Annotated in this window: 18 protein-coding genes, 3 tRNA genes and 3 rRNA genes; 6 read left to right on the top strand and 18 right to left on the bottom strand. The window is 59.8% G+C overall.

What is annotated here, in order from left to right; all coding sequences use genetic code 11:
• Positions 1-38 precede the first annotated feature (38 nt).
• The 3 genes from HS101_11215 to HS101_11205 all read right to left on the bottom strand — a co-directional run bounded on the left by HS101_11215 (position 39) and on the right by HS101_11205 (position 2,969).
• The gene (locus HS101_11215; GenBank protein ID MBE7506835.1) at positions 39-983 is read right to left on the bottom strand and encodes a CHAD domain-containing protein; all 945 of its coding nucleotides are present in this window, start codon (positions 981-983) and stop codon (positions 39-41) included.
• A 170-nt stretch (positions 984-1,153) separates the two neighbouring features.
• Entirely contained in the window at positions 1,154-1,657 is a 504-nt protein-coding gene (gene sixA, locus HS101_11210; GenBank protein ID MBE7506834.1) for a phosphohistidine phosphatase SixA, read from the bottom strand.
• Positions 1,658-1,694: 37 nt separating this feature from the next.
• Positions 1,695-2,969 carry a DUF362 domain-containing protein gene (locus HS101_11205; GenBank protein ID MBE7506833.1) on the bottom strand — a complete coding sequence of 425 codons (1,275 nt, stop codon included), beginning with the start codon at positions 2,967-2,969 and terminating at the stop codon, positions 1,695-1,697.
• A 231-nt stretch (positions 2,970-3,200) separates the two neighbouring features.
• Between HS101_11205 and HS101_11200 the strand changes: the two genes are divergently transcribed.
• The gene (locus HS101_11200) at positions 3,201-4,487 is read left to right on the top strand and encodes an IS256 family transposase (GenBank protein ID MBE7506832.1); all 1,287 of its coding nucleotides are present in this window, start codon (positions 3,201-3,203) and stop codon (positions 4,485-4,487) included.
• A gap of 28 nt (positions 4,488-4,515) precedes the next feature.
• Here the strand turns inward: HS101_11200 and HS101_11195 are convergent, their stop codons facing one another.
• The 9 genes from HS101_11195 to HS101_11155 form a co-directional block, all read right to left on the bottom strand.
• Entirely contained in the window at positions 4,516-4,968 is a 453-nt protein-coding gene (locus HS101_11195) for a hypothetical protein (protein MBE7506831.1), read from the bottom strand.
• Between the two features lie 536 nt (positions 4,969-5,504).
• Positions 5,505-7,078, bottom strand: a 16S ribosomal RNA gene (locus tag HS101_11190).
• A gap of 704 nt (positions 7,079-7,782) precedes the next feature.
• On the bottom strand, positions 7,783-8,964 hold the full coding sequence (locus tag HS101_11185; GenBank protein MBE7506830.1) for a HupE/UreJ family protein: 1,182 nt from the start codon (positions 8,962-8,964) through the stop codon (positions 7,783-7,785).
• A 52-nt stretch (positions 8,965-9,016) separates the two neighbouring features.
• A tRNA-Arg gene (locus HS101_11180) sits at positions 9,017-9,090 on the bottom strand.
• 120 nt (positions 9,091-9,210) lie between these two features.
• Positions 9,211-9,639, bottom strand: a complete 429-nt coding sequence (locus HS101_11175) for a DUF393 domain-containing protein (protein ID MBE7506829.1) — start codon at positions 9,637-9,639, stop codon at positions 9,211-9,213.
• 571 nt (positions 9,640-10,210) lie between these two features.
• Positions 10,211-10,318: ribosomal RNA gene (rrf, locus tag HS101_11170) — 5S ribosomal RNA — on the bottom strand.
• 201 nt (positions 10,319-10,519) lie between these two features.
• Positions 10,520-13,435, bottom strand: a 23S ribosomal RNA gene (locus HS101_11165).
• Between the two features lie 367 nt (positions 13,436-13,802).
• Positions 13,803-13,875 (bottom strand) — tRNA-Ala (locus tag HS101_11160).
• Positions 13,876-14,089: 214 nt separating this feature from the next.
• Positions 14,090-14,163, bottom strand: a tRNA-Ile gene (locus HS101_11155).
• A 567-nt stretch (positions 14,164-14,730) separates the two neighbouring features.
• Here HS101_11155 and HS101_11150 point away from each other — a divergent pair.
• The 4 genes from HS101_11150 (at position 14,731) to HS101_11135 (ending at position 18,078) form a co-directional block, all read left to right on the top strand.
• Positions 14,731-14,919: a hypothetical protein gene (locus HS101_11150; GenBank protein ID MBE7506828.1), complete on the top strand. Its 189-nt coding sequence runs from the start codon at positions 14,731-14,733 to the stop codon at positions 14,917-14,919.
• Positions 14,920-15,031: 112 nt separating this feature from the next.
• Complete coding sequence (gene pyrF / locus HS101_11145) at positions 15,032-15,964, top strand: orotidine-5'-phosphate decarboxylase (GenBank protein MBE7506827.1); 933 nt, start codon at positions 15,032-15,034, stop codon at positions 15,962-15,964.
• 143 nt (positions 15,965-16,107) lie between these two features.
• Positions 16,108-17,211 (top strand): peptidylprolyl isomerase, encoded by a 1,104-nt coding sequence (locus HS101_11140; protein MBE7506826.1) that lies wholly within the window; start codon positions 16,108-16,110, stop codon positions 17,209-17,211.
• A 39-nt stretch (positions 17,212-17,250) separates the two neighbouring features.
• Positions 17,251-18,078, top strand: a complete 828-nt coding sequence (locus HS101_11135; protein MBE7506825.1) for a hypothetical protein — start codon at positions 17,251-17,253, stop codon at positions 18,076-18,078.
• Between the two features lie 69 nt (positions 18,079-18,147).
• On the opposite strand, the gene HS101_11130 is transcribed toward HS101_11135, so the two are convergent.
• The 5 genes from HS101_11130 to HS101_11110 all read right to left on the bottom strand — a co-directional run bounded on the left by HS101_11130 (position 18,148) and on the right by HS101_11110 (position 22,145).
• Positions 18,148-18,828: a superoxide dismutase gene (locus HS101_11130; protein MBE7506824.1), complete on the bottom strand. Its 681-nt coding sequence runs from the start codon at positions 18,826-18,828 to the stop codon at positions 18,148-18,150.
• Positions 18,829-18,988: 160 nt separating this feature from the next.
• Positions 18,989-19,270, bottom strand: coding sequence for a hypothetical protein (locus tag HS101_11125; GenBank protein MBE7506823.1), 282 nt, complete (start codon positions 19,268-19,270; stop codon positions 18,989-18,991).
• Positions 19,267-20,352 carry a PIN domain-containing protein gene (locus HS101_11120; protein MBE7506822.1) on the bottom strand — a complete coding sequence of 362 codons (1,086 nt, stop codon included), beginning with the start codon at positions 20,350-20,352 and terminating at the stop codon, positions 19,267-19,269. Before HS101_11120 ends, HS101_11125 begins: the two co-directional genes overlap by 4 nt.
• Before the next feature lie 210 nt (positions 20,353-20,562).
• Positions 20,563-21,192: a hypothetical protein gene (locus HS101_11115; protein MBE7506821.1), complete on the bottom strand. Its 630-nt coding sequence runs from the start codon at positions 21,190-21,192 to the stop codon at positions 20,563-20,565.
• A 209-nt stretch (positions 21,193-21,401) separates the two neighbouring features.
• Complete coding sequence (locus HS101_11110) at positions 21,402-22,145, bottom strand: DsbA family protein (protein MBE7506820.1); 744 nt, start codon at positions 22,143-22,145, stop codon at positions 21,402-21,404.
• 476 nt (positions 22,146-22,621) lie between these two features.
• Here HS101_11110 and HS101_11105 point away from each other — a divergent pair, with 476 nt between their 5' ends.
• Positions 22,622-23,494: a hypothetical protein gene (locus tag HS101_11105; protein MBE7506819.1), complete on the top strand. Its 873-nt coding sequence runs from the start codon at positions 22,622-22,624 to the stop codon at positions 23,492-23,494.
• Here the strand turns inward: HS101_11105 and arfB are convergent.
• Entirely contained in the window at positions 23,491-23,928 is a 438-nt protein-coding gene (gene arfB, locus HS101_11100) for an aminoacyl-tRNA hydrolase (GenBank protein ID MBE7506818.1), read from the bottom strand. The genes HS101_11105 and arfB overlap by 4 nt on opposite strands.
• Positions 23,929-23,959: the final 31 nt, after the last annotated feature.

Raw genomic sequence — 23,959 nt, 5'->3', positions numbered from 1 at the left:
TCCTTGTCATCGCGAAGCACTATCCAAATTACGAATCGTCAGCTTACGTGAATGTTACCGGGGGCGCGAATGGACTGCGCACGGTCCCGATATCGATTGAAGCATGCCCTGAGGGCGGTGTCGAACTCGGCCCAGACATCGAGGATTCGCCGCTGTCCGGCGTCGGCTTCCTTCGCCCAATCGGCGGCGAGGGACAGGACTCTTGCACTCCAGGCGGCATCCTCGGCGAGGACTTTGGGCCGGCGGGCTTCGCGGGTGACGTAGCTGATGGCGATGAGCTGGTCGTTCCAGCGGCCGAGGCGGTCCTGCATGCCGACGAGGGCTTTGAGCAGGTCGGTTTCCCGGCGGAGGCCGACGTCGCGCATGAGTTCGCCGGCGTATCTGGCGCGCTTGACGCAGATGCGCGTTTCGTGGAGGTCGTGCTTTTGATCGCCGCGGGGGTCGCGATGGACGAGGCGCTCCAGCGATTTCTCGAAGAGGCGCTCGACCTGATGGGCGAGGACGAGGTCGCTTTCTTCGTCGACGACGTCGAGCATTTTGTCGGAGAGTCGCCAGATGAGACCGGCGGCGCGCTGGGGCTTTTGGCGGGCGAGGCGATTGATGGCCTTTTTGGCGAGGCGCTGCCGACGGCGCGTCAGGGCGCCCTCCAGCCGGGCGAGGTCGGATGGTTCGAGGCCGTGGGCCCAGGTGGCTTCGCTGCCGCAGAGCGAGGCGAGAAGGACGTCGAGATCGCGGACCTTTGCGAGTGTCTGGCGAGTGGCGCGGAGGAGGCCTGCGGGGCGCTTGATGGGCTTGCCACCGAGCCAGGCGCTCATGAGGCGGAGGGGCTGGACCAGCCTTCTGGATGCAACCCGAACGTCGTGCACGCCATCCACATCGCCGGAGGCGACGACCTTTTCCAGGTTGGAAGAGAATCGCTTCGCCTGTTTTTCGACGTAGGCGGCCAGGCTGATGCAGACAGACGCCTTGACGCTGTCGCTCATGCTTCGTCCTCCGAGGCCGTTATGTGCAGTAGTTGGAGGGCTACTCCGATGCGTGGCGCACCCGAAGGATATCAGAATTAACAGGGGTGGTCACGTTAAGAATTAGTGTGGGGATGAGGAATGGGGGCGTGTTCCTGCGAAATTCTCACGGAGTGAGTGGCCGGGCCTGATTAGGCTTTGCCGATCAGGCCGAGCTGCTTGGGGGCCATGAGCCAGCATAGTTCGCCGCGCAGGGGTGGGGCGAAGTCGTCGATTTCGACGAGGCCGATGCCCCCCTTCTTGTATCTGAAGGCGACGCCGCGGCCTGCGCCGAGGAGGTAGCCTGTGAATTCGCCCATGAAGGGCTCGTGGCCGACGAGGGCGACGGCGGTGAGGTGTCTGCTTTGAGACAGGCGAAGGCGCAACGATTCGAAGTCTCCGGAGGGCTCCAGCGACGTAAGCGTTTTCAAGGGCGGGGAAGGCTCGAGGCCTGCGGCGAGGATTTCGGCGGTCTGGCGGGCACGGACGAGCGGGCTGGTCCAGATTTCGTCGATCTGGGCGCCGAGCATCGCCAGCGCGGCAGCGTGGCGGCGCATTTTTTTGATGCCTTCGGGGGTCAATTCGCGTGCGCCGTCGTTGAGGATGCCGGGGCTCCTGGCGGCGGCGATGGCGTGTCGGACGAGATAAATCAACATGGATGCTGCGCCGATCCGGAACGATTTGGAGCGGGCATTAACCCAGGCCGTGCTTCTGCTTCTTGAAGAGGCGGAACTCGGGCGCCTCGCGGATGCAGGTTCCGAGGATTTTGATGGACTTGAGCATTGCTGAGGCGCCGGTGAGGGTCAGCGGCGCGGGCAGATCGCCGACGGAGGGAAAGCCCTTTTCGTTGGGGGTGAGTTGCTCCCAGTTGGCGAAGAGCCGGCCCCACTCGCTGGCCAGGGCGTCGCGCATGTGGCGCTTGGCGCGGGTGGGGTACCAGAAACTGTCGTGGTAGATGACGCTGGCGATGTAGGCCCAGGGGGCGAGCCAGGTCTTGAGCGACCACTCCAGGGAGGTCTTCAATTTGCCCCAGTAGATCTTGTGCTGCATCTTCGAGGCGAAGGTCATCTTCTTGAAGGGGCCGTCGAAGTGCCAGTTCTCCGCGGCGGCGTCGAGGTCGCCGACCATTTCGATTTGTCGCGGGTCGCCGCAGCCGAGGCCCATGTCGTGGGCGATGCGGATGAACTTGATCGCCATCGGGTCGAAACCCATCAGCTTCGCGGCGACGGCGTCGATCGCAACTTGATCGCTGCTGGCGAGGATGACGTTTTTCACGTGGGGGATCATGCAGCGCGGGCCGGGACCGTCGCCGGCGAAGGTGCCGTCCATCACCGCGAAGACGCCGCGATGAATCTTCTTCTGGATCATCAGCAGATCGACGAGTGTTTCGTGGATGACCTCATGGGTCCAGTGGCGATGTTCGTTGAGCAGGCCGCCGAAGGCATTCTTCATGGCGCCTGTCGCGGTGGTGAAGACGTGCGTCTTGACGGTGGGCAGATGGATGATGTTTTCGCCGATGAATCGCCTGGGGATGGCGAAGCCGTCGGGATAGACCTTGTTGAGGACGAGGAACTTTTCCGCCAGATCGCCGACGGCGTCGCGGACGTTGACCCAGGGCTCGCCCTCATACAGGTGAATGTTCCGCAGGCCGTGGGCCTCGGTGACGTTGACCTGCTTGTTCTGGCGCTCGCCGAAATGGGCGTCGATGACGACGGTGCGGTTGTGGCAGCCGTGGATGAGTTCGGGCTTGTAGCCGTCGGCCTTCATGGCGCGGATGACGCCGTCGAGCTGCCAGGGGACGGTGGAGCTGCCGGGAAAGAAGAAGTGCCAACTGATATTGATCTTCAGGGCGGTCTCGACGTCTTTGGCGACGACGGACTGATAGTCGGCCAGGTTCATGAGGCGGTGATAGTCTTCAAAGACCGTGGCGGGTGTGGTACGAAGAATTGCGACTTTTGAAGATCCCATTCTGACTCCCTGGAGTGTTCCCTAAGTATATGATAGTGCTTTGAAAGGGTCACCATCTCCGCGAGACCATCCTGATTGGGCCCTTTTTGGAGATTGCCGCCTGTGGGTCCAGACTTGCACGATCGAGCTATAACCGAATTTCGTTGATGGTGGCGGGATAAAAAAAGGCGGCGTACTCTCGGGACTTGTTCGAGGTTCCGAGCCGCCCACGATGGGCAGAGGAGTACGCCGATGCAGGAGAGTAACGAGTCGATCGAGACGATTCCAGTCCCCAGCCGAGACGTTTTGACGGAGATTCTGCGGGACGGGGCCCAACGGCTCCTGGGCCAGGCGATCGAGGCGGAGGTCGATGGCTGGATCGAAGGGCACGCCGATCTGCGCGATCCGCAAGGCCGCCGGCAGGTGGTCAAGAACGGCCATCATCCCACCCGGACCCTCGTCACCGGCGTCGGGCCGGTGGAGGTGACGCAGCCGCGGGTGTGGGACCGTCGGATCGTCGGCCGCGGCGAGGCCGGCGAAGCGTTGGATGCAAATGGCCAGGCCGTGGAGCGGTTCTGTTCGTCGATTTTGCCGCCGTACCTGCGGAAGACGAAGGCCATCGAGGAGTTGATCCCCTGGCTGTACCTCAAGGGCATCAGCACCGGAGACTTCAGCGAGGCCCTGCAGGCGCTGGTCGGTCCCCAGGCGGCGGGGCTCAGCGCCACGACGATCACGCGTTTGATGACGAGTTGGCAGGACGAGTACCAGTCATGGAATCGCCGCTCCCTGGAAGGCAAGCACTACGTGTACCTCTGGGCGGATGGGATTCACTTCAACATCCGCCTGGAGGAAGACCGGCAGTGCATTCTGGTGCTGATGGGCGCGAGGGCGGACGGCCGCAAGGAGCTGATCGCGGTGGTCGACGGCCATCGCGAGAGCGAGCAGTCGTGGTATTCGCTGCTGCTGGACTGCCAACAACGGGGCATGACGATCGACCCGAAGCTGGCCACGGCGGACGGAGCGCTGGGCTTCTGGGCGGCGCTGCCGAAGGTCTATTCGACGACCCGGGCGCAGCGCTGCTGGGTGCACAAGACGGCCAACGTGTTGGACAAGATGCCCAAGCGGGTGCAGACCGGCGCGAAGGCCAAGCTGCACGAGATCTGGATGGCGCCGACGCGGGAGAATGCGAACCAGGCGTTCGATCACTTCGTGGCCCACTACGCGGCCAAATACCCCGGCGCGGCCGAGTGCCTGGTGAAGGATCGCGAGGTGCTGCTGACGTTCTACGACTTCCCGGCCGAGCACTGGCGGCACCTGCGGACGACGAATCCGATCGAAAGTACGTTCGCCACGGTGCGGCTGCGTCACCGCCGGACCAAAGGCAACGGCAGTCGGATCGCGTGTCTGGCAATGGTGTTCAAGCTGTGCGAGTCCGCCGCGAACCACTGGCGGCTGCTCAATGGCGCGACGCTGCTTCCCGATGTCATCGCCGGTGTGAAGTTCGTCAATGGAGAAAAGGCCGAGAGAAACGCCGCCTGATTACCGCGTCATCAACGAAATTTGACCATTACTCTTGCACGATCACGATGACTTCGTCTGCCCCAAGTGCGGAGGGAACCGCGCCGAAGCGTCTGAATGGCAGGACTGGCTCAACCTTCACTGGGTTATCAATCCAGCGTTGGTCTTCAATGAAATCATTCTCGGGCAACGCGTTCCAAAGCGAATCTACCTGTGCCTTCGGTGTGATGAAACGGCAACCATGAGGCAGTACGTGAAGTGCCCTCATTGCATGAAGCTCCACCACGGACTTTGCTGGGCCAAGGGCAACGCCTTCGGCCATTGGTTTGGTTTGTTCTGTCCTGATTGCGGCGGTCGCATCCCGGTGTTGATGAACATCTTTTCGATTTTGGTCGCAGCCGCGACTGCACCGCTCTGGTACCCAGCTTGGCTGCTCTTCGGTAAGCACTGGATTAACTGGGAGAAAGAAAGGGCACAACTGGCACGACGACAAATCGGCCATCGGCAACTCCTTCCAAAGAACTGGATTGCATGGGGAATTCTTGGATTCGGACTTCCGTTGTCCGCAGTCCATATTGTGTATGAGTTCCTAACTGACCCGGCGTTTAAATATACTTGGGGGCGAGCATCACGTGATTTTTTCATTTCGATAGTTTCCGGCGTCCTGTTTGGAATAATCATGAAGCGAGTTCTCTTGCGGCGCACAGCAGGCAAGCCAGGTCTCTGCCGTTCGTGTGGATATGAGCTCAGGGGTCTTACGAGCGGCATCTGTCCCGAGTGCGGTTTTGAGTTTGACCCGAAGGATCAGATTGCGGATACCTCCGTCGGATAAGCAGCCCATTCGACTCGAACTGCCAATAAAAAAAACGCCCGACGAGCACGAGGCACGCCGGGCGTTTTTGATAATAAGAAACAGAGATCGTCGGGGCTGCTCGTCACCGAGCTGCCCAATCGCATTGCTGCGATCCGAGAATGTGCTGACCTGTACGCGTCGAGGCCATCCGAAGACAGCGTCGAATCACGTCTAGGTAATCCCCTAGAAAGGAGGTGATCCAGCCGCAGGTTCCCCTACGGCTACCTTGTTACGACTTAGTCCCAGTCACCGGTCTTACCGTCGGCCGCCGCTCCTTGCGGTTCGCTAAACGGACTTCGGGTACTACCAGCTCCCATGACTTGACGGGCGGTGTGTACAAGGCTCAGGAACATATTCACCGCGCCGTAGCTGATGCGCGATTACTAGCGATTCCAACTTCATGCAGGCGAGTTGCAGCCTGCAATCCGAACTGGGGGAAGTTTTTTGCGATTTGCTCCACCTCGCGGTCTCGCATCGCTCTGTACCTTCCCATTGTAGGACGTGTGCAACCCCGGGCATAAAGGCCATGAGGACTTGACGTCATCCCCACCTTCCTCCGGTTTAACACCGGCAGTCTCGTTAAAGTGCCCGCCATGACGCGCTGGCAACTAACGATAAGGGTTTCGCTCGTTAAGGGACTTAACCCGACACTTCACAGCACGAGCTGACGACAGCCATGCAGCACCTGTGCTAGTTCCACGGCAAGCCGCGTCACTCCACTTTCATGGAGCTAATTCTAGCATGTCAAACCCGGGTAAGGTTCTGCGCGTTGCTTCGAATTGAGCCACATCCTCCACCGCTTGTGTGAGCCCCCGTCAATTCCTTTGAGTTTTAGCCTTGCGGCCGTACTCCCCAGGCGGCGCACTTAACGCTTTTGTTTCGGCTCGCAGGACGTCAGAGTCATGCAAACCTAGTGCGCATCGTTTACGGCGTGGACTACCGGGGTATCTAATCCCGTTTGCTACCCACGCTTTCGCGTCTCAGCGTCAGGACAGGCCCAGTGCCCCGCTTTCGCCACGGGCGTTCCTCTAGATATCTACGCATTTCACCGCTCCACCTAGAGTTCCAGGCACCTCTACCTACCTCAAGTTTGGCAGTATACCAAGCCATTTCCCCATTGAGAGGGGAGATTTCACAAAGTACTTACCGAACCGCCTACACGCGCTTTAAGCCCAGTGATTCCGAACAACGCTTGCCTCTCCCGTATTACCGCGGCTGCTGGCACGGGATTAGCCGAGGCTTTTTCTGGGCTAGATCAACGCCGGGCGATATTAGCGCCCATTGCTTTCCCAACCCTAAAAGGAGTTTACAACCCAAAGGCCTTCGTCCTCCACGCGGCGTCGCTCCGTCAGGCTTTCGCCCATTGCGGAATATTCGTTACTGCAGCCATCCGTAGATGTCCGGGCAGTGTCTCAGTCCCGATGTGGCCGTCCAACCTCTCAGTCCGGCTACCCGTCGTTGCCTTGGTGAGCCGTTACCTCACCAACTAGCTGATAGGAAATAGGCCGCTCCCAGGCCGGTAGGCCCGAAGGTCCCCACCTTATGGTCATCAAAAGATGCCTTTCAATGACATTACCAGGTATTACCGTCACTTTCGCAAAGGAAGCAAGCTTCCGACGCTATCCCTGTGCCCGGGACACGTTACCTATTTTGTACTCACCCGTCCGCCACTATAGGCCATATTGCTACAACCTATCGTACGACTTGCATGTCTTAGCCACGCCGCCAGCGTTCGTTCTGAGCCAGGATCAAACTCTTCGAATTTTATCGTTGAATCCGGAAGCACCGAAGTGCACCGGAATTTCATCGACATCGACAGGGTTTTCGATCGGTTTTCACCAATCGAAAACACCAAGCTCAAACGTTCGTCTGCACACGAGAATGTTTGAGCAAAAGCCGAACAGTTAAGTTCGGCAAAAGCACACCTATCTTCGCCGGACACGGTGTTACCCGATGTCGCGACGACTAATAGGATCTGAGCAAGCCTTGCCATTGCAGCGGCAAGATTGCTCCACATTCTCGCGGCGATCTCTGTTTACTTGTCAAAGAGCAGACGCGAAACCGACGCGGGGCCGATTTCGAGGTTCGCCGCTTTGCTGCGGCGAGCCACGCACTATACCAGCATTCAGAAGCCTGTCAACCGGACAATCCGTCGAATTTTCGCCGGAATTTCGGCCCGATGCGCTGGGCATCTACCGACGGTCCTTACGCTCAGGCGATAAAAAAACCGGAGCCAGGAAGAACCCGCCATCGCCACCCTTTTAGGTCGCCGTTTAAACCGCAAAGCGGCACGAGCGACAGGTGACCCAGCGAACATACCTAACACCGGACTACCGACTAGTGCATGGGGAGTATAGCTCCGATTTAGTCCGTGTCAAGGCGGCAAACCGGCGATTCCGAGGCTGTCTTAAGCATCTGACGGGCAACGGGTTATGGCGGCGAATTTCGGCGAGAGCGGCATCGTCAGACCAAGCCGGTTCTTTCCAGCGACCAATACAGGCCCACGGCGGCGATGGCGAGGGACATCGGAATGACGATTCTGGGGCGGTACCACGGGCGACGCCGAAACCGGCCGACGACAAGAAACGCGAGCGCGATAACGGCGAGCTGCCCGATCTCGACGCCGACGTTGAATGAGACCAGTGCGGTCGCCACCCGACCGGGCGGCAGGCCCAATTCCTGGAGGACGCCGGAGAAGCCCAGACCGTGGAGCAGGCCGAAGGCGAAGACGACGATCGGCCGCCAGGCGTGGAGTTTGCTGGTGCAGACGTTTTCGATGGCGACGTAGGCGATAGAGAGGGCGATGAGCGGCTCCACGATGGATGGTGCCAGATGTATGACACCGTAAGTGGCGCAGGCGAGGGTGACCGTGTGGGCCAGGGTGAAGGCGGAGACCTGCCACAGCAGCGGGCCCATCTTCGTACTGAGCAGGAACAATCCGAGAACGAACAGGATGTGATCGAGCCCTTCGGGAATGATGTGCTCGAAGCCGAGGACCGCGTAGTCGCGGACGACGGAGAAGAAACCCGCGGGCTGGGCCGGGCGCCGGAGGTCGAAGGGATCGCTGCGGGCTCCCTTTTCGAGCAATTGCTGGGCCATGAAGACGCCGGCGGCATCGACAAACTCGAGGATGACGTTTCCGAATGAGCGGGACGCCCAGAAGACAAACTGAGTGGCGCCCTCGGGTACTTCGCCGCTCAGACGGATGATCCGGTTGCTGCGGCTTCCGTGCGCCGCGTCGGTCTGAGTTGCGGCGACGGTCTCGGGGGAGTCGATGGTCGGGAATGAAACGTCGAAGGCGGTCTTTTGATCGTCGAAGCGGAGGCGTACGCGATGGAGCGCGAGGGAGCGCAGTTCATCGAGTCGTTCGTCGACGTCTTCGGGCGACATCGCGCGAAGTGATTCGAGATCCTCGGCGGTCAGGTGCTCGGGGCGAAGGCCGAGGACGAAGGCGTCCACGTCGTAGATCAGGTCCACCTGGAAGCGGCCGGGCGGATCGAAGCAGGCGCGCACGCGCGTGAGGGCGACGTCGTGAGCGCTTGCCGCGCCGCATGGGAGGAGAAAACCGGCGAGGAGAGAAAGAATGGGCAGGGGACGTAATGCGGGGCGATGATCGCGGCCCATCCGCCGTCCTTTCAGGTTCACCGAGAACGAATCGGCCCGAGCATCGGATGACCGAGGACCGAGGATGGAAAACCGCGCCCGGAGGGACTCGAACCCCCAACCTTCTGATCCGAAGTCAGATGCTCTATCCAATTGAGCTACAGGCGCCTCGCCAAGAGGACAGAAGGTAATCCAACTCTTCGACACACTCAAGTCGGGGCGGGGCCGGGGCTCTGGGAATAGGTTTGCTGCGGTGAGGCCGCTGGGTTCAACGGATGTGATGCGGCTTTACGGGAGGAATCTACGATGGTCATGTTGGCCCTGGGAGAGGCATGCATCGGCGGGGCCGAACCAAGAGGCGCGGCGTCTGGCTACGTAGCGGTAGGCGGCTTCGCGGACAAAGCGCGGCACGACGCGGCCTAAGGCGCCGAGAACAGCCCAGAATCCGCCGAGCGAATGCAGCACTCGCAAGGCGGCTTCGCCTGTGACGTGAAGGCCGTCGTCGGTCAGGAGGACCATGGTTTGAAGTTCGGCCGGCTTGGCGTCGTCGGCGAGAGATGCGTAAGTGCTGCCCTGGAGCGGCGCGAAACGCAGGCGGCCGCGGCGATCGTGACGGAGGCACCAGCGAACGGTTCGGTCGCAGAGGGCGCACTGGGCATCGTAGAACAGGATGGGCTGGTCGGGGGAGGGTGGAAGATGGTCGGTGTTGGCCGGCATGGGCTGTGAACCTGGCGGTCGCGGATCGACGACGTATAAGCGAAACGGCGATCGGTAGTGACGAATTATTCTAATCTGCGCGATAGGCCGTACAGATTAGGTGAAAGTTTTGGTGGGCAGTGGGGGCGATTCGAGCTAAAGCCGAACTTCACTGATGGAGGCTGGGTAAAAAAAGACGGCGTACTCTCGGGACTTGTTCGAGGTTCCGAGCCGCCCACGATGGGCAGATGAGTACGCCGATGCAGGAGAGTATCGATTCCACCGCGACAATGCAATTGCCGGCTCGCGATTTGCTGACGGGAATCTGACGGCAAGGCGCTGAGCGGCGGCTGACCCAGGCCGTTCAAGCCGAGGTGGATGAATGGATTGCGCGCCACGCGGAGCCTCGCGATGTCATCCATCACTTGAAAACCGGCCACGGATTATCGAATCAAAACCGGCCATCATCCCACCCGAACCCTCGTCACCCCGGCGGCGCAGCAGGACCGGCACAACGATGGCGTCAGGAAGGGTAAGGGGGGGGGTAAAAAAGGCGAGGCCCGGTGATCTTGCGAGCACCGGGCCTCTCAAAAACTGGCACTAACCTACTCTCGCCCACTTGGACTACCATCGGCCCCAAGGACTTCACTTCTGAGTTCGGAATGGGATCAGGTGTTTCCCCTTGGGTATGGGCACCAGCAAAGCTCCGTGCGACGTTGCCGGCCGCACGAAGCAAAACTTGGAGGAGCCGTCGCGACGATGCTGGGCACCCATCACGATTGATGAGCCAAGGCCGCGAGGCTTCCCTCAAATATAGTGAATAGAGTGGATACGGAAAACCGAAACACGAAGATCCATTGCCGACGGAGGACATTGGATCACACTTATCAGCGAATGATAAATGTGGTCAAGCATTCGACCATTAGTACCAGTCAGCTCAAGGCCTCTCAGCCCTTACACCTCTGGCCTATCGACCTCGTGGTCTACGAGGGGTCTCTCGTCTCCGAAGAGACTTCCAAACCTTATCTTCGGGGGGGCTTCACGCTTAGATGCTTTCAGCGTTTATCCTTTCGCAACATGGCTACCCTGCGCTGCCCTTAGCAGGACAACAGATTCACCAGAGGTTGCTACAACCCAATCCTCTCGTACTAGGGTTGTTTCCCGTCAAGTTTGGTGCGCCCACGGCAGATAGGGACCGACCTGGCTCACGCCGGTCTGAACCCAGCTCGCGTACCGCTTTAATCGGCGAACAGCCGAACCCTTGGGACCGCCTTCAGCCCCAGGATGCGATGGGCCGACATCGAGGTGCCAAACCTCCACGCCGCTATGGACGCTCGGTGGAGATCAGCCTGTTATCCCCGGAGTACCTTTTGTCCGATGAGCGATAGCCCTTCCACACGGGACTACCGGATCACTAGGGCCTGCTTTCGCATCTGCTCGTTCTGTATAACTTGCAGTTAAGCCGGCTTATACCCTTGCGCTCTACGCACGATTGCCAACCGTGCTGAGCCGACCATTGCACTCCTCCGGTACTTTTTAGGAGGAGACCGCCCCAGTCAAACTGCCCACCTAACACGGTCCCATGCCCGGATTCACGGGTCATGGTGAGGAGACGAATAGTACAAGGGTGGTATTTCAACAATGGCTCCCCGCCGGCCGAAACCGGCGGATCAAAGCCTCCCACCTATCCTACGCATGTAATAACCGGCTCCAGTATCAGGATACAGTAAAGGTTCACGGGGTCTTTCCGTCTTGCCGCGGGTATGTGGTATCTTCACCACAAGTCCTATTTCACCGAGTCGGTCCTTGAGACAGTGCAGCAGTCGTTTCGCCATTCATGCGCGTCGGAACTTACCCGACAAGGAATTTCGCTACCTTAGGACCCTCATAGTTAGGGCCGCCGTTTACGGGTGCTTCGGTCGCCAGCTTCAGGGGCGAACCCCTTGACCGCCTTCCTTAACATTCCCGCACCGAGCAGGCGTCAGTCTCTATACATCCTCTTGCGAGTTAGCAGAGACCTGTGTTTTTGATAAACAGTCGCCGCTGCCGATTCTCTGCGCCCTCTGCTTGTATTGCTACATGCAGTAGGGACCCCTTCTCCCTGAGTTACGGGGTGAATTTGCCTAGTTCCTTAAGGACCGTTCTCTCGAGCGCCTGAGGATACTCTCCTCGCCTACCTGTGTCAGTTTTAGTACGGTTTCACTTAATAAATCCCACACGCTTTTCTCGGTTCCTCTTCCGCGCACTTCAGCAACAAATTGGCCTCACCCTCTCGGGAACCCTCGAACCTCGTCGTGGGCTGCACCTCGGAAAAACGCACGTGTGGATAGGTTAAGTGAAGGGCAGGAATATTAACCTGCTGTCCATCGACTACGCCTTTCGGCCTCGTCTTAGGGTCCGCCTAACCCTGGGCGGATCTACCTTCCCCAGGAAACCTTAGGCTTACGGCGAGAGGGATTTTCACCCTCTTTCTCGTTACTCAAACCGGCATACTCACCTGATAGGCCCACCAGCGCTCCTTACGGTACGCCTTGTATCTGCCTATCAGCGCTCCCCTACCCAATAGTGACACTCTCGTGTCACTATTGCCGCAGCTTCGGTTTACATCTTAGTCCCGTTCATTATCGGTGCCGGATTTCTCGACGGGTAAGCTATTACGCACTTTTTAAATGGTGGCTGCTTCTAAGCCAACATCCCCGCTGTCACAGAAATCCAACTTCCTTATGCACTTAGATGTAATTTGGGACCTTAGCTGGCGGTCTGGGTTGTTTCCCTTTTGACCGTGGACATTATCACCCACAGTCTTTTTCCTGGGATAGTCAACGTGGTATTCGGAGTTTGATTGGAGGCGGTAGTCTGGTGGACCCCGCGATCCATTCAGTAGCTCTACCCCCACGTTGTAGTGGCCCAAGACATGCCCTAAAGCATTTTCGGGGAGAACCAGCTATCTCTGAGTTTGATTAGACTTTTACTCCTCCCCACAGGTCATGCCAGAACTTTTCAACGTTCACGGCTTCGAACCTCCGCGCCCGGTTAAGAGCGCTTCATTCTGCCCATGGGTAGATCACTCAGCTTCGGGTCTACCCCCTGCGACTCAATCGCCCTATTCAGACTCGCTTTCGCTACGGCTCCACCGCGGAGCGGTTTAGCCTTGCCACAGAGGAGTAACTCGCCGGTCCATTATGCAAAAGGTACGCCATCGACCGTGACCACCCGAAGGTGGCCATAGGTCTTTGACTGCTTGTAAATACATGGTTTCAGGTTCTTTTAACTCCGCTTGTTGCGGTTCTTTTCACCTTTCAGTCGCCATACTTGTTCACTATCGGTCGTCCAGTAGTACTTAGCCTTGGAGGGTGGGCCCCCCGGCTTCACGCGGAGTTTCACGACATCCGCGCTACTCTGGGAATCCTCTCAACGGAGAGCAACGATCGTCGCATACGGGACTGTCACCCTGTATCGTCGGCCTTTCCAAGCCGTTCTGCTGATCGCGCCTTTGTAACTCCTCGAGGCCCCACAACCCCGGGCATGAAGCCCGGTTTGGGCTATATCCGCTTTCGCTCGCCGCTACTAACGGAGTCTCGGTTGATTTCCTTTCCACCAGGTACTTAGATGTTTCAGTTCCCTGGGTCGGCTCTGACGCACTATACATTCATACGCCAGTCGCACCGCTTATCCGCGATGCGGGGTTTCCCCATTCAGAGATCTCCGGATCAACGCTTGTTTGACAACTCCCCGGAGCTTATCGCAGCCTACCACGTCTTTCATCGCCTCTGGACGCCTAGGCATCCACCATGTACCCTTACGAGCTTGACCACATTTATCAATCGCTGATTTGATCCGCCACACCAGTTCGCCTGACCTTTCGGTCCGACTCACCGCTGCGACAACCAAGCCAGGCAATCTCAAAATTGTGCCAAGTCGCCGTCGGCGCTCTGCGCTTCCTCCGATTTTCCCGGTGGCTGTGAAGGCCGCCAGGTCGTTCAGAAGAAACGTAGAACATTGAGGATCATTGTGATTTCGATCCTCACATATCCACTCTATTCTATTGTCAAAGAGCAATCGAACGATCCTGCGAGCCGCCGGCCGGATGACTCCGACCTACTTCCCGCCGTCAGCGTTCGGCCATCAGCTCGCGGGCGATGAAACCCGAAAGCAGATGGCCGAAGACTGACTCACCTACCGAATGGAGCCGACCGGGATCGAACCGGCAACCCCTAGCTTGCAAAGCTAGTGCTCTCCCAATTGAGCTACGGCCCCGTGTCTCTCCGAGAAGGCCACCAGCATTGGGCCATCGTCTCGTCCGGGCCGTCGGGCCTTCCATTCTCTCGCTGACTGAGAACTCTCAGTCACATCCTTTTGGGCCTCACCCGCCGCCTCTGATCCTCCAGATCACCAGCAGCAAGGCAACGCCGATCAGTGCTAATGCACCCCAGTCCATTTTCTCCACCGCAACCACTTCGGGCGGCGTGAATGGGCCCGAGTGGACTCGAACCACTGGCCTCGTCCTTATCAGGGACGCGCTCTAACCAACTGAGCTACGAGCCCTACTCTGCCCTCGATTGTCCGATCCATTCAACCTGAGCGACCAACCGAGACACTTATCTCTGGGCCGCCACCGGCCAATTTTCGCAACGCCTCGCAAAATTTGGCGTTAAAAAAACCACCGGCGACTTCCGGTGGCTCTTCAAGATCAAAGGGCCTTCCGATTTCAGTCACGCCGAGCGATTCGCTCTCGTATCGCCAGTCCGTCGATTCAATCGAACCCTTTCCGCTCTGAAACCGAACCAACTCAAAGCAAGTTGAATCACCAACTCGCAGCACAGTAATGTAGCACGGCCCGGAACCTTGTCAACCCCGGCAAGCGACATTCGGGGATGATTTTCTGCCTCCCCTAAGTGACCGTCCAGCATAAGGATATGGCTGGCCCTGCGGAAGGACCCGGAAATTTCCAAATGCCATCGAAATAGATTGCCCGGCGGCATCGCGGATTTTCGCGGGTCAGATATAATTGCTCCGCTGTATCGAGTTGAGAATCTAGCGAATGGGCCACCCGACCGGCCTGCATAAAAGGACATCGCGACGTAGCATCGTCCACCAGGAGACGCGAGAGCAATGAGAAAGACGAAAGAAATCAAGCGAAAGAAGGAACTCGCAGCCATTGAGTTCAAGAAGGGCAATCGCAAGGATGCCTACAAAATGTGGCGCGAGGCGAAGGTAGAGCTCGACAAGCTTCGCGGCCGCGACGAGGCCGCCAAGCCGAAGGCGCCCGCCGCTGAAGCAGAAGCCACGGACCAGGCTTAATCAACTGCCCCGCTTTTCACCGGCCCGGCGTCGGTGACAGGCGAATGGCACTTTGCGGCGGCCCGCGCGATCCATCGACGTTTGTATTCCCAGGGTGTCCAGAATCTCACCGATGTGCTTCGCCGATCAACTTCTCGACGCAGTGGACCGCCTCAAGGCGCCTTGCGTCGTCGCACTGGATCCGGTCTTTCGAAATCTGCCGGACGAACTCACCAAGCCGCACGGGCCTGATCCCGACCTTGCTACGCAATTGCAGTGCATCGAGGCATTCGCCGACCGGGTGATCGACTGCATCGCCGGCATCGTCCCGGCGGTGAAAATCAACTCCGCTTATTTTGAGGCATACGGGGCAGGGGGAATCGCCTGCTATTACAGGCTACTACACCGGGCGAAGGCCGCCGGGCTCATTACCATCGGCGACGTTAAGCGCGGGGATGTCGGGCACACGGCCGAGATGTACGCCCGAGCCCATTTGTCTGACGCGGCCCTGGCCGACGCGCAAACGCAGGCCATGCCGGACGCGATAACGATCAGCGGTTACTTCGGCAGCGACGGTGCGAGTCCGTTCATCGACATTGCAAAACAAGAGGGGCGCGGCGTCTTTGTTCTCGTCCGTACTTCAAATAAGTCCGCCGCGGCGATTCAGGACGTCGTGACCGGTGACGGTCGCAAGGTTCACGAGATCGTCGCCGGCGAGGTCGCTCGCTGGGCGTCGGAGTCTGATACCACCGGGCGTCACGGCTATTCGTCGGTCGGCGCCGTCGTGGCCACACGAAATGCCGCGGACGCCGCCCGATTGCGTCAGGCGATGCCGCAGTCCATTTTTCTCGTGCCCGGTTACGGCGCACAGGGCGGCCGCGCCGAGGATTTCCTGCCGTATTTCGACGCGAGCGGCAAGGGCGCGATCATCGCCGCCGGGCGTTCGGTGATATTCGCGTATGCTGATGCCGCGATGCGCGCGGGGTGTTCGGGCGACTGGCAGGCCTGCGTCCGCAAGTCCTGTCAGGACTTCGTCGCCGACATCCGCCGCGCCGCTAGATTGTGATGCGCGGCCCGGCCCGAATCGCTCGATCCGCCGGTTTGACACCTCCGGCCCTGCCACCTAGCATTCACCAACGCCCGCCTGAGATTGCGGGCTCTCACACGGCATGATTCACCCAACAATCACTATCCAAACGAGGTGCTCCAATGACGCGCTGTTTCGTGAAATTCCATGGGTTCGCAGCGATCGTCGCCGCGTTCGCCGCCACGACCGTTCTTGCGGATGACAAGGCCAATATGAGCGACGGAAAACCGAAGATCGCCGATCGAGCTTATGTGCGCATGTCCACCACGCTGGGAGACTTCGTCATTGAGCTGAATCGAGAGAAGGCCCCGGGCACGGTCGAGAACTTCCTGTCGTACGCGAGGGACGGCTTCTATGAAGGCACGATGTTCCACCGGATCATCAAGAACTTCATGATTCAGGGCGGCGGCATGGAACCGGGCTACAAGCAGAAGCCGACCAAGGACAAGATCAAGAACGAGGCCAACAACGGACTGAAGAACGACCGCGGCACGATCGCCATGGCGCGGACGGGCGACCCGCACTCCGCGACGAGCCAGTTCTTCATCAACGTTCAGGATAATGCGATGCTGAACTTCAAGTCCGAGTCGCCGGGCGGTTGGGGCTACTGCGTCTTCGGCAAGGTCATCGACGGAATGGATGTTGTCGAAAAGATTCGCAACACGCCGGTCGATATGGACCCGCGCGCCGATGGCCAACAGCCCGCCGCGGCCAAGACGCCGGTGATCATTAAGAAGGTAACGATATTGGAGCAGAGTGAAGTAAAGTCCCTCATCGAGGCCGAGCAAAAGCGCATGGCCGAGAAAGCAAAGGAGCAGTCCATGCAGGCGGCCAAAGAGCAGGATGCGGCGAAGGCACTGGTTCAGTCACGCGGCGGCAACGTCGCCAAGGGCGTCACAACGCCAAGCGGGCTGTGGTATGTGGACATCACGACGGGCGCGGGCCCGACTTCCACCAAGGTCTCCGACAAGGTGAAGGTGCACTACACCGGCTGGCTCACCAACGGCAGCAAGTTTGACTCGTCGGTCGATCGCGGCGAGCCGATCAGCTTTGGCCTTAACCAAGTCATCGCAGGGTGGACCGAGGGCGTGGGCAGCATGAAGGTGGGCAGCAAGCGGTTGTTGATCATTCCGCCGAATCTTGCCTATGGCGCTCAGGGTCGGCCCGGCATTCCGCCGAACTCCATTCTCGTCTTTGAAGTCGAGTTGCTCGGAATCAACGAATAGTCCGGACCGCGTCTCCGCTGTTCGTCGAAGTCCTGCAACATGCCGACCGAACCCAAGACGCCCGACTTCGTCGCCAAGGTGCGCCTCGCGCTGGGGAAGAAGCGTGACTCGGACGCGGCCGCGCTCTTGGTCGAGGGCTTGTCTCAATCAGTGGTGAAGAAGAACACCGATCTGACGCCCTGGCTGAGGTCGCAGTTCGGCGCGGCGGGTGCGAAGCAGCTTCTAAAGGCCCTGGCGCATTTCCCGTGCTTCTATTGCAAGCGAGGGTTGCTGAAGTGCCCGTCATGCGGCGGTCGCGGGCGCGCCAGCGGCGATTGGCCTTGCGAGCCGTGCGTCGCGCTGGGGATGGCCCGATGCGACTTCTGCGACGGCTCCGGCTGGGCGACGTACAACTTCGTGCCGGTCGGCCTGCGTCTTTCGGTCATCATTGCCCGCGTGCAGGCTGGTTCGGCGGAACTCAAGGTGTTGCTCAAGAAGCCGCCTGCCACGGCGTCGCGCGGCAGGCCCGGCGAGGTCGCCAAGGCGGTGTCATCGCAATTGCTGGCCCTTAATCGGCTCGCCGGCATTTTTGAGAATGCCCTGGATGCCACAAGGGCCTTCCGCAAGGGCAGCACGGCGAACAAGCAGATCATCCAGAGGATTCGCAAGACGTGCATCGCCGGGTGGAAGAAGATCGCCCCGCGGCTCCGCGACTGCCTGGCAGGACTCCAGCGCGCCGCCGCCGATGAGGTCGCCGCGTCCAACGGCGCCCAGAAAAAATATGCGCAGCGAAAGATGGATTTCTACGAGCGGCTCGCCACGGCCAAGCACTTCATGAAATCCAACACCGGCATCGACCACCCGTTCCTCGCCCGGGCGGCCCGCTGAGTTACTACAGCCCATGTCCGGACCGCCCGCTTCGACAGCGCAGCGTTCAATCATCGTGGCCCGATTCGACTACGCCTGAGCCATGGCCGCGTAGTAGCGCTCGGAGACGTTTTTCCAGTTCACGACGTTCCACCATGCCTTGATGTAGTCCGCTCGGCGGTTCTGGTACTTGAGGTAGTAGGCGTGCTCCCAGACGTCGCACATGAGCAGCGGGATGCTGCCGATGGGGGTCTGCATCTGCTGGTTCATCATGGTGAAGATCATCAGGCGCTTGAGGGCCGGATGATAGGCGAGGACGCCCCAGCCGTTGCCCTCGACCGAAGCGGCCGCGGCGCTGAAGTGCGCCGTGAACTTATCGAAGCCGCCGAAGTCGCGGTTGATGTCGGCGGAGAGTTTGCCATCGGGCTTTCCACCGCCGCCCTTGCCGGCGGGCGCCATGTTGTTCCAAAAGACGTTGTGGTTGAAATAGCCGCCTGCGTGAAAGGCGAGTGCCCGGGAGACCGGTCCGACGCCGGCGAAGTCTCCGCCGTCGCGGGCCACGGCCAGCGTCGCCAGTGCCTTGTTGAGCCCGTCGGTGTAGCCCTTGTGATGCAGATCGTGATGAATCTTCATCGTCTGGGCATCGATGTACGGTTCGAGTGCATCGTAGGCATACGGCAGTGGAGGCAGCTCGTATTGCGACGGAGCGCCTCCGCCCTCCCCTTCGAAGGCAGCGAGCGAGGAAAGGCCCAGCGCTTCGGGCAAGAGCATCAGTCCGCCGGTGGCTGCGATACCGCCCAAGAATTCGCGTCGCGTAGACATGGCAAGCACCTCCTGAATGATCGAGAAACCGAATCCGTAACCGAACGATCATCTTCACATCAGTCGTGACCGTTGACAAGGCGATGGGGTCGAATGCCGCGAGAATCGCCTATTTTGCGCCGTTTTGCCAGTCGCGTAGATGCCCGGCGAGAAGCTCCGGACTTTTTTTCTCCATGATGTGGGCGGTGGTGGCCGGGGGAATTTTCAGGTTTTTCATGGCGGTTTCGACCCGCTTCCAGAGCTGATCGCGCTTTTTGTCGGTGTCGGCCAGGTATAGCTCGGACACCATGTCGGCCAGCTTGGTCAGCATGATGGTGTCGCGGTGATCGTAGTAGCGATTGATGATCTTTCGCTGATGCGGTGAGTAGTCGGTCATGGCGGCGCTGGTCATGCCTCCTGTTGCGAGGGTCGGCGACGATTGGGCTGGGAGACGCCTTCGACGCGGCCGAAGATCATTCGGCCGGCTGAGGTCTGGAGAACGCTGGTGACGGCGAGGTCGACGATTTCGCCGATGTGGGCGCGACCCTGTTCGATGACCACCATGGTGCCATCCTCGAGGTAACCGACGCCCTGGCCCTGCTCTTCGCCTGCCTTGACGACCTTTACCGTCATGGCCTCGCCGGGGAGGACGATGGGCTTCATGGCGTTGGCAAGGTCGTTGATGTTGATGATCTGGACGCCACGGACCTTGGCGACCTTGTTGAGGTTGTAGTCGTTGGTCGCCACCCGACCGTTCATACGCTGGGCGAGCGAGAGCAGCTTCAGATCGACGGGCTCGGAACGGTCGGCGGACATATCGTGGTCTTCGAGGACCTGGACATCGATCGCCTTGTTCGATTGCAGGCTGTTGAGGACATCGAGGCCGCGGCGACCGCGATTGCGTTTGAGCTTGTCGCTGGAGTCGGCGACGGCCTGCAATTCGGAGAGGACAAACTTGGGCACGATCAGTCGCTGATCGAGGATGCCGGTCTCGCAGATGTCGACAATACGCCCGTCGATGATGACGGAGGTATCGAGAATGATCGGGCGCTGGCCCTTGATCTGCTTGGCGAATTCGACGTAGGGGATGACGAAGCGGATATCGTCCTTGGTCTGAAGGATGAAGCTGACGCAGAAATAGCAACTGATGAGGCCGATCAGGACCCGGGTGATGGCGATGCTGGGGTGCTCCCTCCCGTCCGCGAAGAGAGATGGCGAGAATGATTTCATCAACGCGATGAGCACCTCATTAATGCCATAGGCGATCAGCAGGCCCACCGCCAAACCGAAGAAAACTCCGGAAATCGCCTGGAGGCTCTTTCGCGAAATGTTCAAGTCGATCAGGACGATCAGCCCGGCCAGGAAGACCGAGCCGATGATGAAGACGACCCGGTATTGACCGAGGAATTCCCCCTTCTCTTCCGATTCAGCATAGCTGAGGCCGGTGGCGATGAGGGCAATGAAAAGAAACGCGCGAAGGCATAATTGAAGCAGCATGGCGACGCCCGGGCAGGGACGAATCTCGCGATGAACACCGGCCATCCGGATAACGCTCGCCGCGGGCCTCGGCGGAAAGAAACGATGAATGATGATTGCCCGGGGACCTGCCGGTGACAGCGTCGTCCCAAAGCGTAGTATAGCCGCGCGGCAGGCAGGGCACGAGATGCAACTGCGACAGGCGAAGCGGGGTCGCGTCGCCGCCGATCAGGGGGCGATGAAGGTGAAGTCGATGCGGAAACCGCCGGGCGCCATGGCATCCTGCTCGAAGGTGTAGAGGAGCAGCCCGGTGCCGGTGTTCTGGCGGATGTCGGTCCGCTGGCAGGTGAAATCGACGCCGACCAGGCTTTCGACGCCGACGGCGGTTCCTTCGGTCGGCTCCGCTTCGAGTGGATCGCCGAGGGGGGCGGCGGAGAAATTGACGCCGGTGATGAGGGCGGCGTTATCCGTAATGTTGATGGCCGGGCTGTTGCGGTTCAACTCGATCAGGCGAACCAACTCGGCGCCGCCGACGGAGAAGGTTCCGCGGCAAGGCTGAGGGATCTGGGCCGTGGTCGCGTTTCCTTCGAGGCGAAGCTGAACGAAGTTGGTGGGGAGGGCGTCGTTACTAAGCTGGTCATAGCCGCCGGCGGTGAAGATGGCGCGAAACGGCGTGTTGTTGATGAAGCCGACCTGGATCGCCCGCGGAACAGGGTTGCCGTTGGGGCCGAAATCAGATCGTGCAGCGAGATCGTTGAAGAGGGACGTCGGGGTGCAGGCCAAAAGGCCGGCCATGATGCACGCGGCAATGACCGTTCCTGCCCGCCGAACCGTGTCATGAACTGATTTCGTCTTCATTCGAGCACAACTTTCCCGCATCGATGATTCATGTCCGGGCCGGGGACCATGCCGGGGCCCACCATGGAGATCGGCATGCGCGGCGACGGTCTGGAAGTCGGCGAAGTGATTCCATGTGAGGTCCGGCGGTAATTGCGCCCGATGTGCAGCAATTGCCGCTCCCCGGTAGGCGAGGAGGAACTTCGTAGCGAGGAAGTCGAAAGACCGGATCAGTTACCGGCGAGCTTCTGGTCAATCACGGCGCTCAACTGGGCAGCGGTCTGGAAGCCTGACAAGCGCTGGCCGTTGACGAAAAAGGTCGGGGTTCCAGTGATAGCCAGGGCGGTGCCGCTGTTGACGTCTTGCTGGACGCGGGCGGCCTTGGAATCGCCGGGCGGGAAGCAGGCGTTGAAGGTGGTTGTGTTCAGGCCGAGCGTCACGGCGTGTGCCTGAAGCTGGGCGTCGGTCAGGATGGGACCGTTGGCGTCGGTGGTGTTGAAGACGAGGTCGTGAAACTCGAAGAACTTGCCCTGATCGTTGGCGCACTCGGTCGAACGTGCGGCGGCCTCGGCGCGATTGTGGATGTTACGAAGCGGGAAGTGGCGGAAGACAAAGCGGATCTTCCCGGTGTCGATGTAATTCTGCTTGATGGTGGCGTATTCCTGCCGGGCAAACCTGCCGCAGAAAGGACACTGGAAATCTGAGTATTCGACGACGACGACGGTGGCGTTGGGATTGCCCAGGATGTGGTCGCTGGCGAGCAGATTGATCGTATTCGTCGTTCCGCCGCCGTTGCCTCCGCCGTTATTTCCGCCGCCGTTGCCTCCACCACCGGTGTTTGTCCCGCAGATGCCGCCGGACTGGCCCATCCCAATGAGCAGGAACAGACCAGCCGTGATGCGCATCGGGCGTTTCGACCAGAGGCGACCGGCCCAGGTGGATGAGGAACTATTCGGTGAATTGGATGGCTTCATTTCTTCCCTACCTTAGCTTCGCGCTTTCGACGAGGCATCTGGAACTCTTGGACTGGTCTGAATATAGCGCGAGGAACGAGCATCTATTGCGAGGCCTGGCTCAGATCGGCTGATGACGCATGATTCTAAGAAGCAACCAGGGTCGCGTCAAGAAATGAGGCGGGGCGAAAAGGAGCGAGATCGCCGAAAACCCCTGTTTTTACGGACCATTCCGATATCTCCGCTTCGACTGAGGGATTGCCGCCGGGGTCTGGCAGGCTCGCAGGGCCACGTCCTTATTTTTTCCTCCAGTAGGAGGCCCATCGGACGGAAAACTATACGTGGTGCGCCGCCGCCGAATTGACATTTGAGGGTGACAAGGCCAAGAATCAGGTTGTGGGCATGCTCTTTGTTCGGGTGGGACAAGACACCTCGCCACACCTCCTCGCCGCAAGCCCTCCGCCATACCCATTGGGAGAGGGGAACGGGACATTGCTATGAACACTGAGACACGGCCTGCCCGAAATCGACTCTTCCGCGAACAGCTTTGCTCCCTGGCGCTGACATTGTTGGCCGGGTGCACGGGAGAGATGCTGCTTTACGGGGTGGTTCCACCGCCCAAGACATCGGTCAATTCGCCGACGTCCACGACGCTGGCGATCGGCATCGTCATTCCGGCGACTCCGACGACGGCCGCGCCGGGCGCGGCGGCCATTGTTCAGTGGGCGGATATCGCCACCATCGCGGGCACTTCGGTCCGCATCATCGCCCAGCGCGAGAACAGCCTCGGTGAGAGCACCAGCGATCCGATCCACCTCGTCGGTGACGGGACGGTCGGCTCCGGCAGGGACGCTTTGGCCGACGGCGACGGCGACCGGGTCGAGTGGGACATCACCGGCGTTCGCGTCGGAGACTATGTGATTACCGCGATCATCGAATCGCCGGACGGTGAGACGGCGACGGCGATCTCGCGTGACACCGATCGGGGCACGACGGGCGTTTTGACCGTGACGACGTCGCTGCCGGTTCCCACCTTTACATTCACCGCGCCCGGCGCTACCGACGTCACCGTGACGACGGGCAACACTTTCAACATCACGTGGACCGACAACGGCAACAACAATGCCGACGCGCGACTGACGCTCGGGCTCGACCTTGATGACGATCACGACAACGGAAACGAAGTGATACTGCTGAGCAATGATCCGTTGTCGAACAACGGCAACACGGGCACCTTCACGTTCAGCTTCCTGGATCAGGACGGCACCACCGTGCCCGACGGGAGTTACAGCGTCTTCGCGGTGGTTGACGACAATGCGAACGATCCTGTCGAGCGGACCGCCACGGGACGGTTGATCCTGAATCCCTAATCATCCTGACGATCGATCCGGCCGCGCGCCTGCTTGCGCTGAGCCTGCCGGCGCTTCGCGTCCAATCGCCTTTGCTTTGAGGCGGCGGTGGGCTTGCTCTTGATCCGCTTCTTGCGTACGCGGAGGGCGTTTGAGAGCAGCCGGGCGAACAGCAGAATAGCCGCCTCCTTGTTGGCCAGTTGGCTCCGTTCGGAGCTCAACGAGATGCGAAGACATCCGGTCTTATCGATGCGGGTCGCCAATCTTTCATTGATCAGCGATTTTTGATGTTCGCTCAGGCTGGGGCTGGACGCGACGTCGAACTTCAACGAGACCTTGGTCGAGACCTTGTTGACGTTCTGGCCGCCGGGCCCCGCGCTTCGGCTGAAAGAGAACGACAGCTCGGCAAGCGGGATTTCCAGGTGCTGATTGATCTCTACCGTCCGAGCGCTCATGCGCTTAACTCCCGAAGTTGTTCGGCCGGAT

The organism is Planctomycetia bacterium, from assembly GCA_015075745.1.
GTDB lineage: Bacteria > Planctomycetota > Phycisphaerae > UBA1845 > UTPLA1 > UTPLA1.
This window is presented reverse-complemented; position numbering and strand designations above follow the sequence as displayed.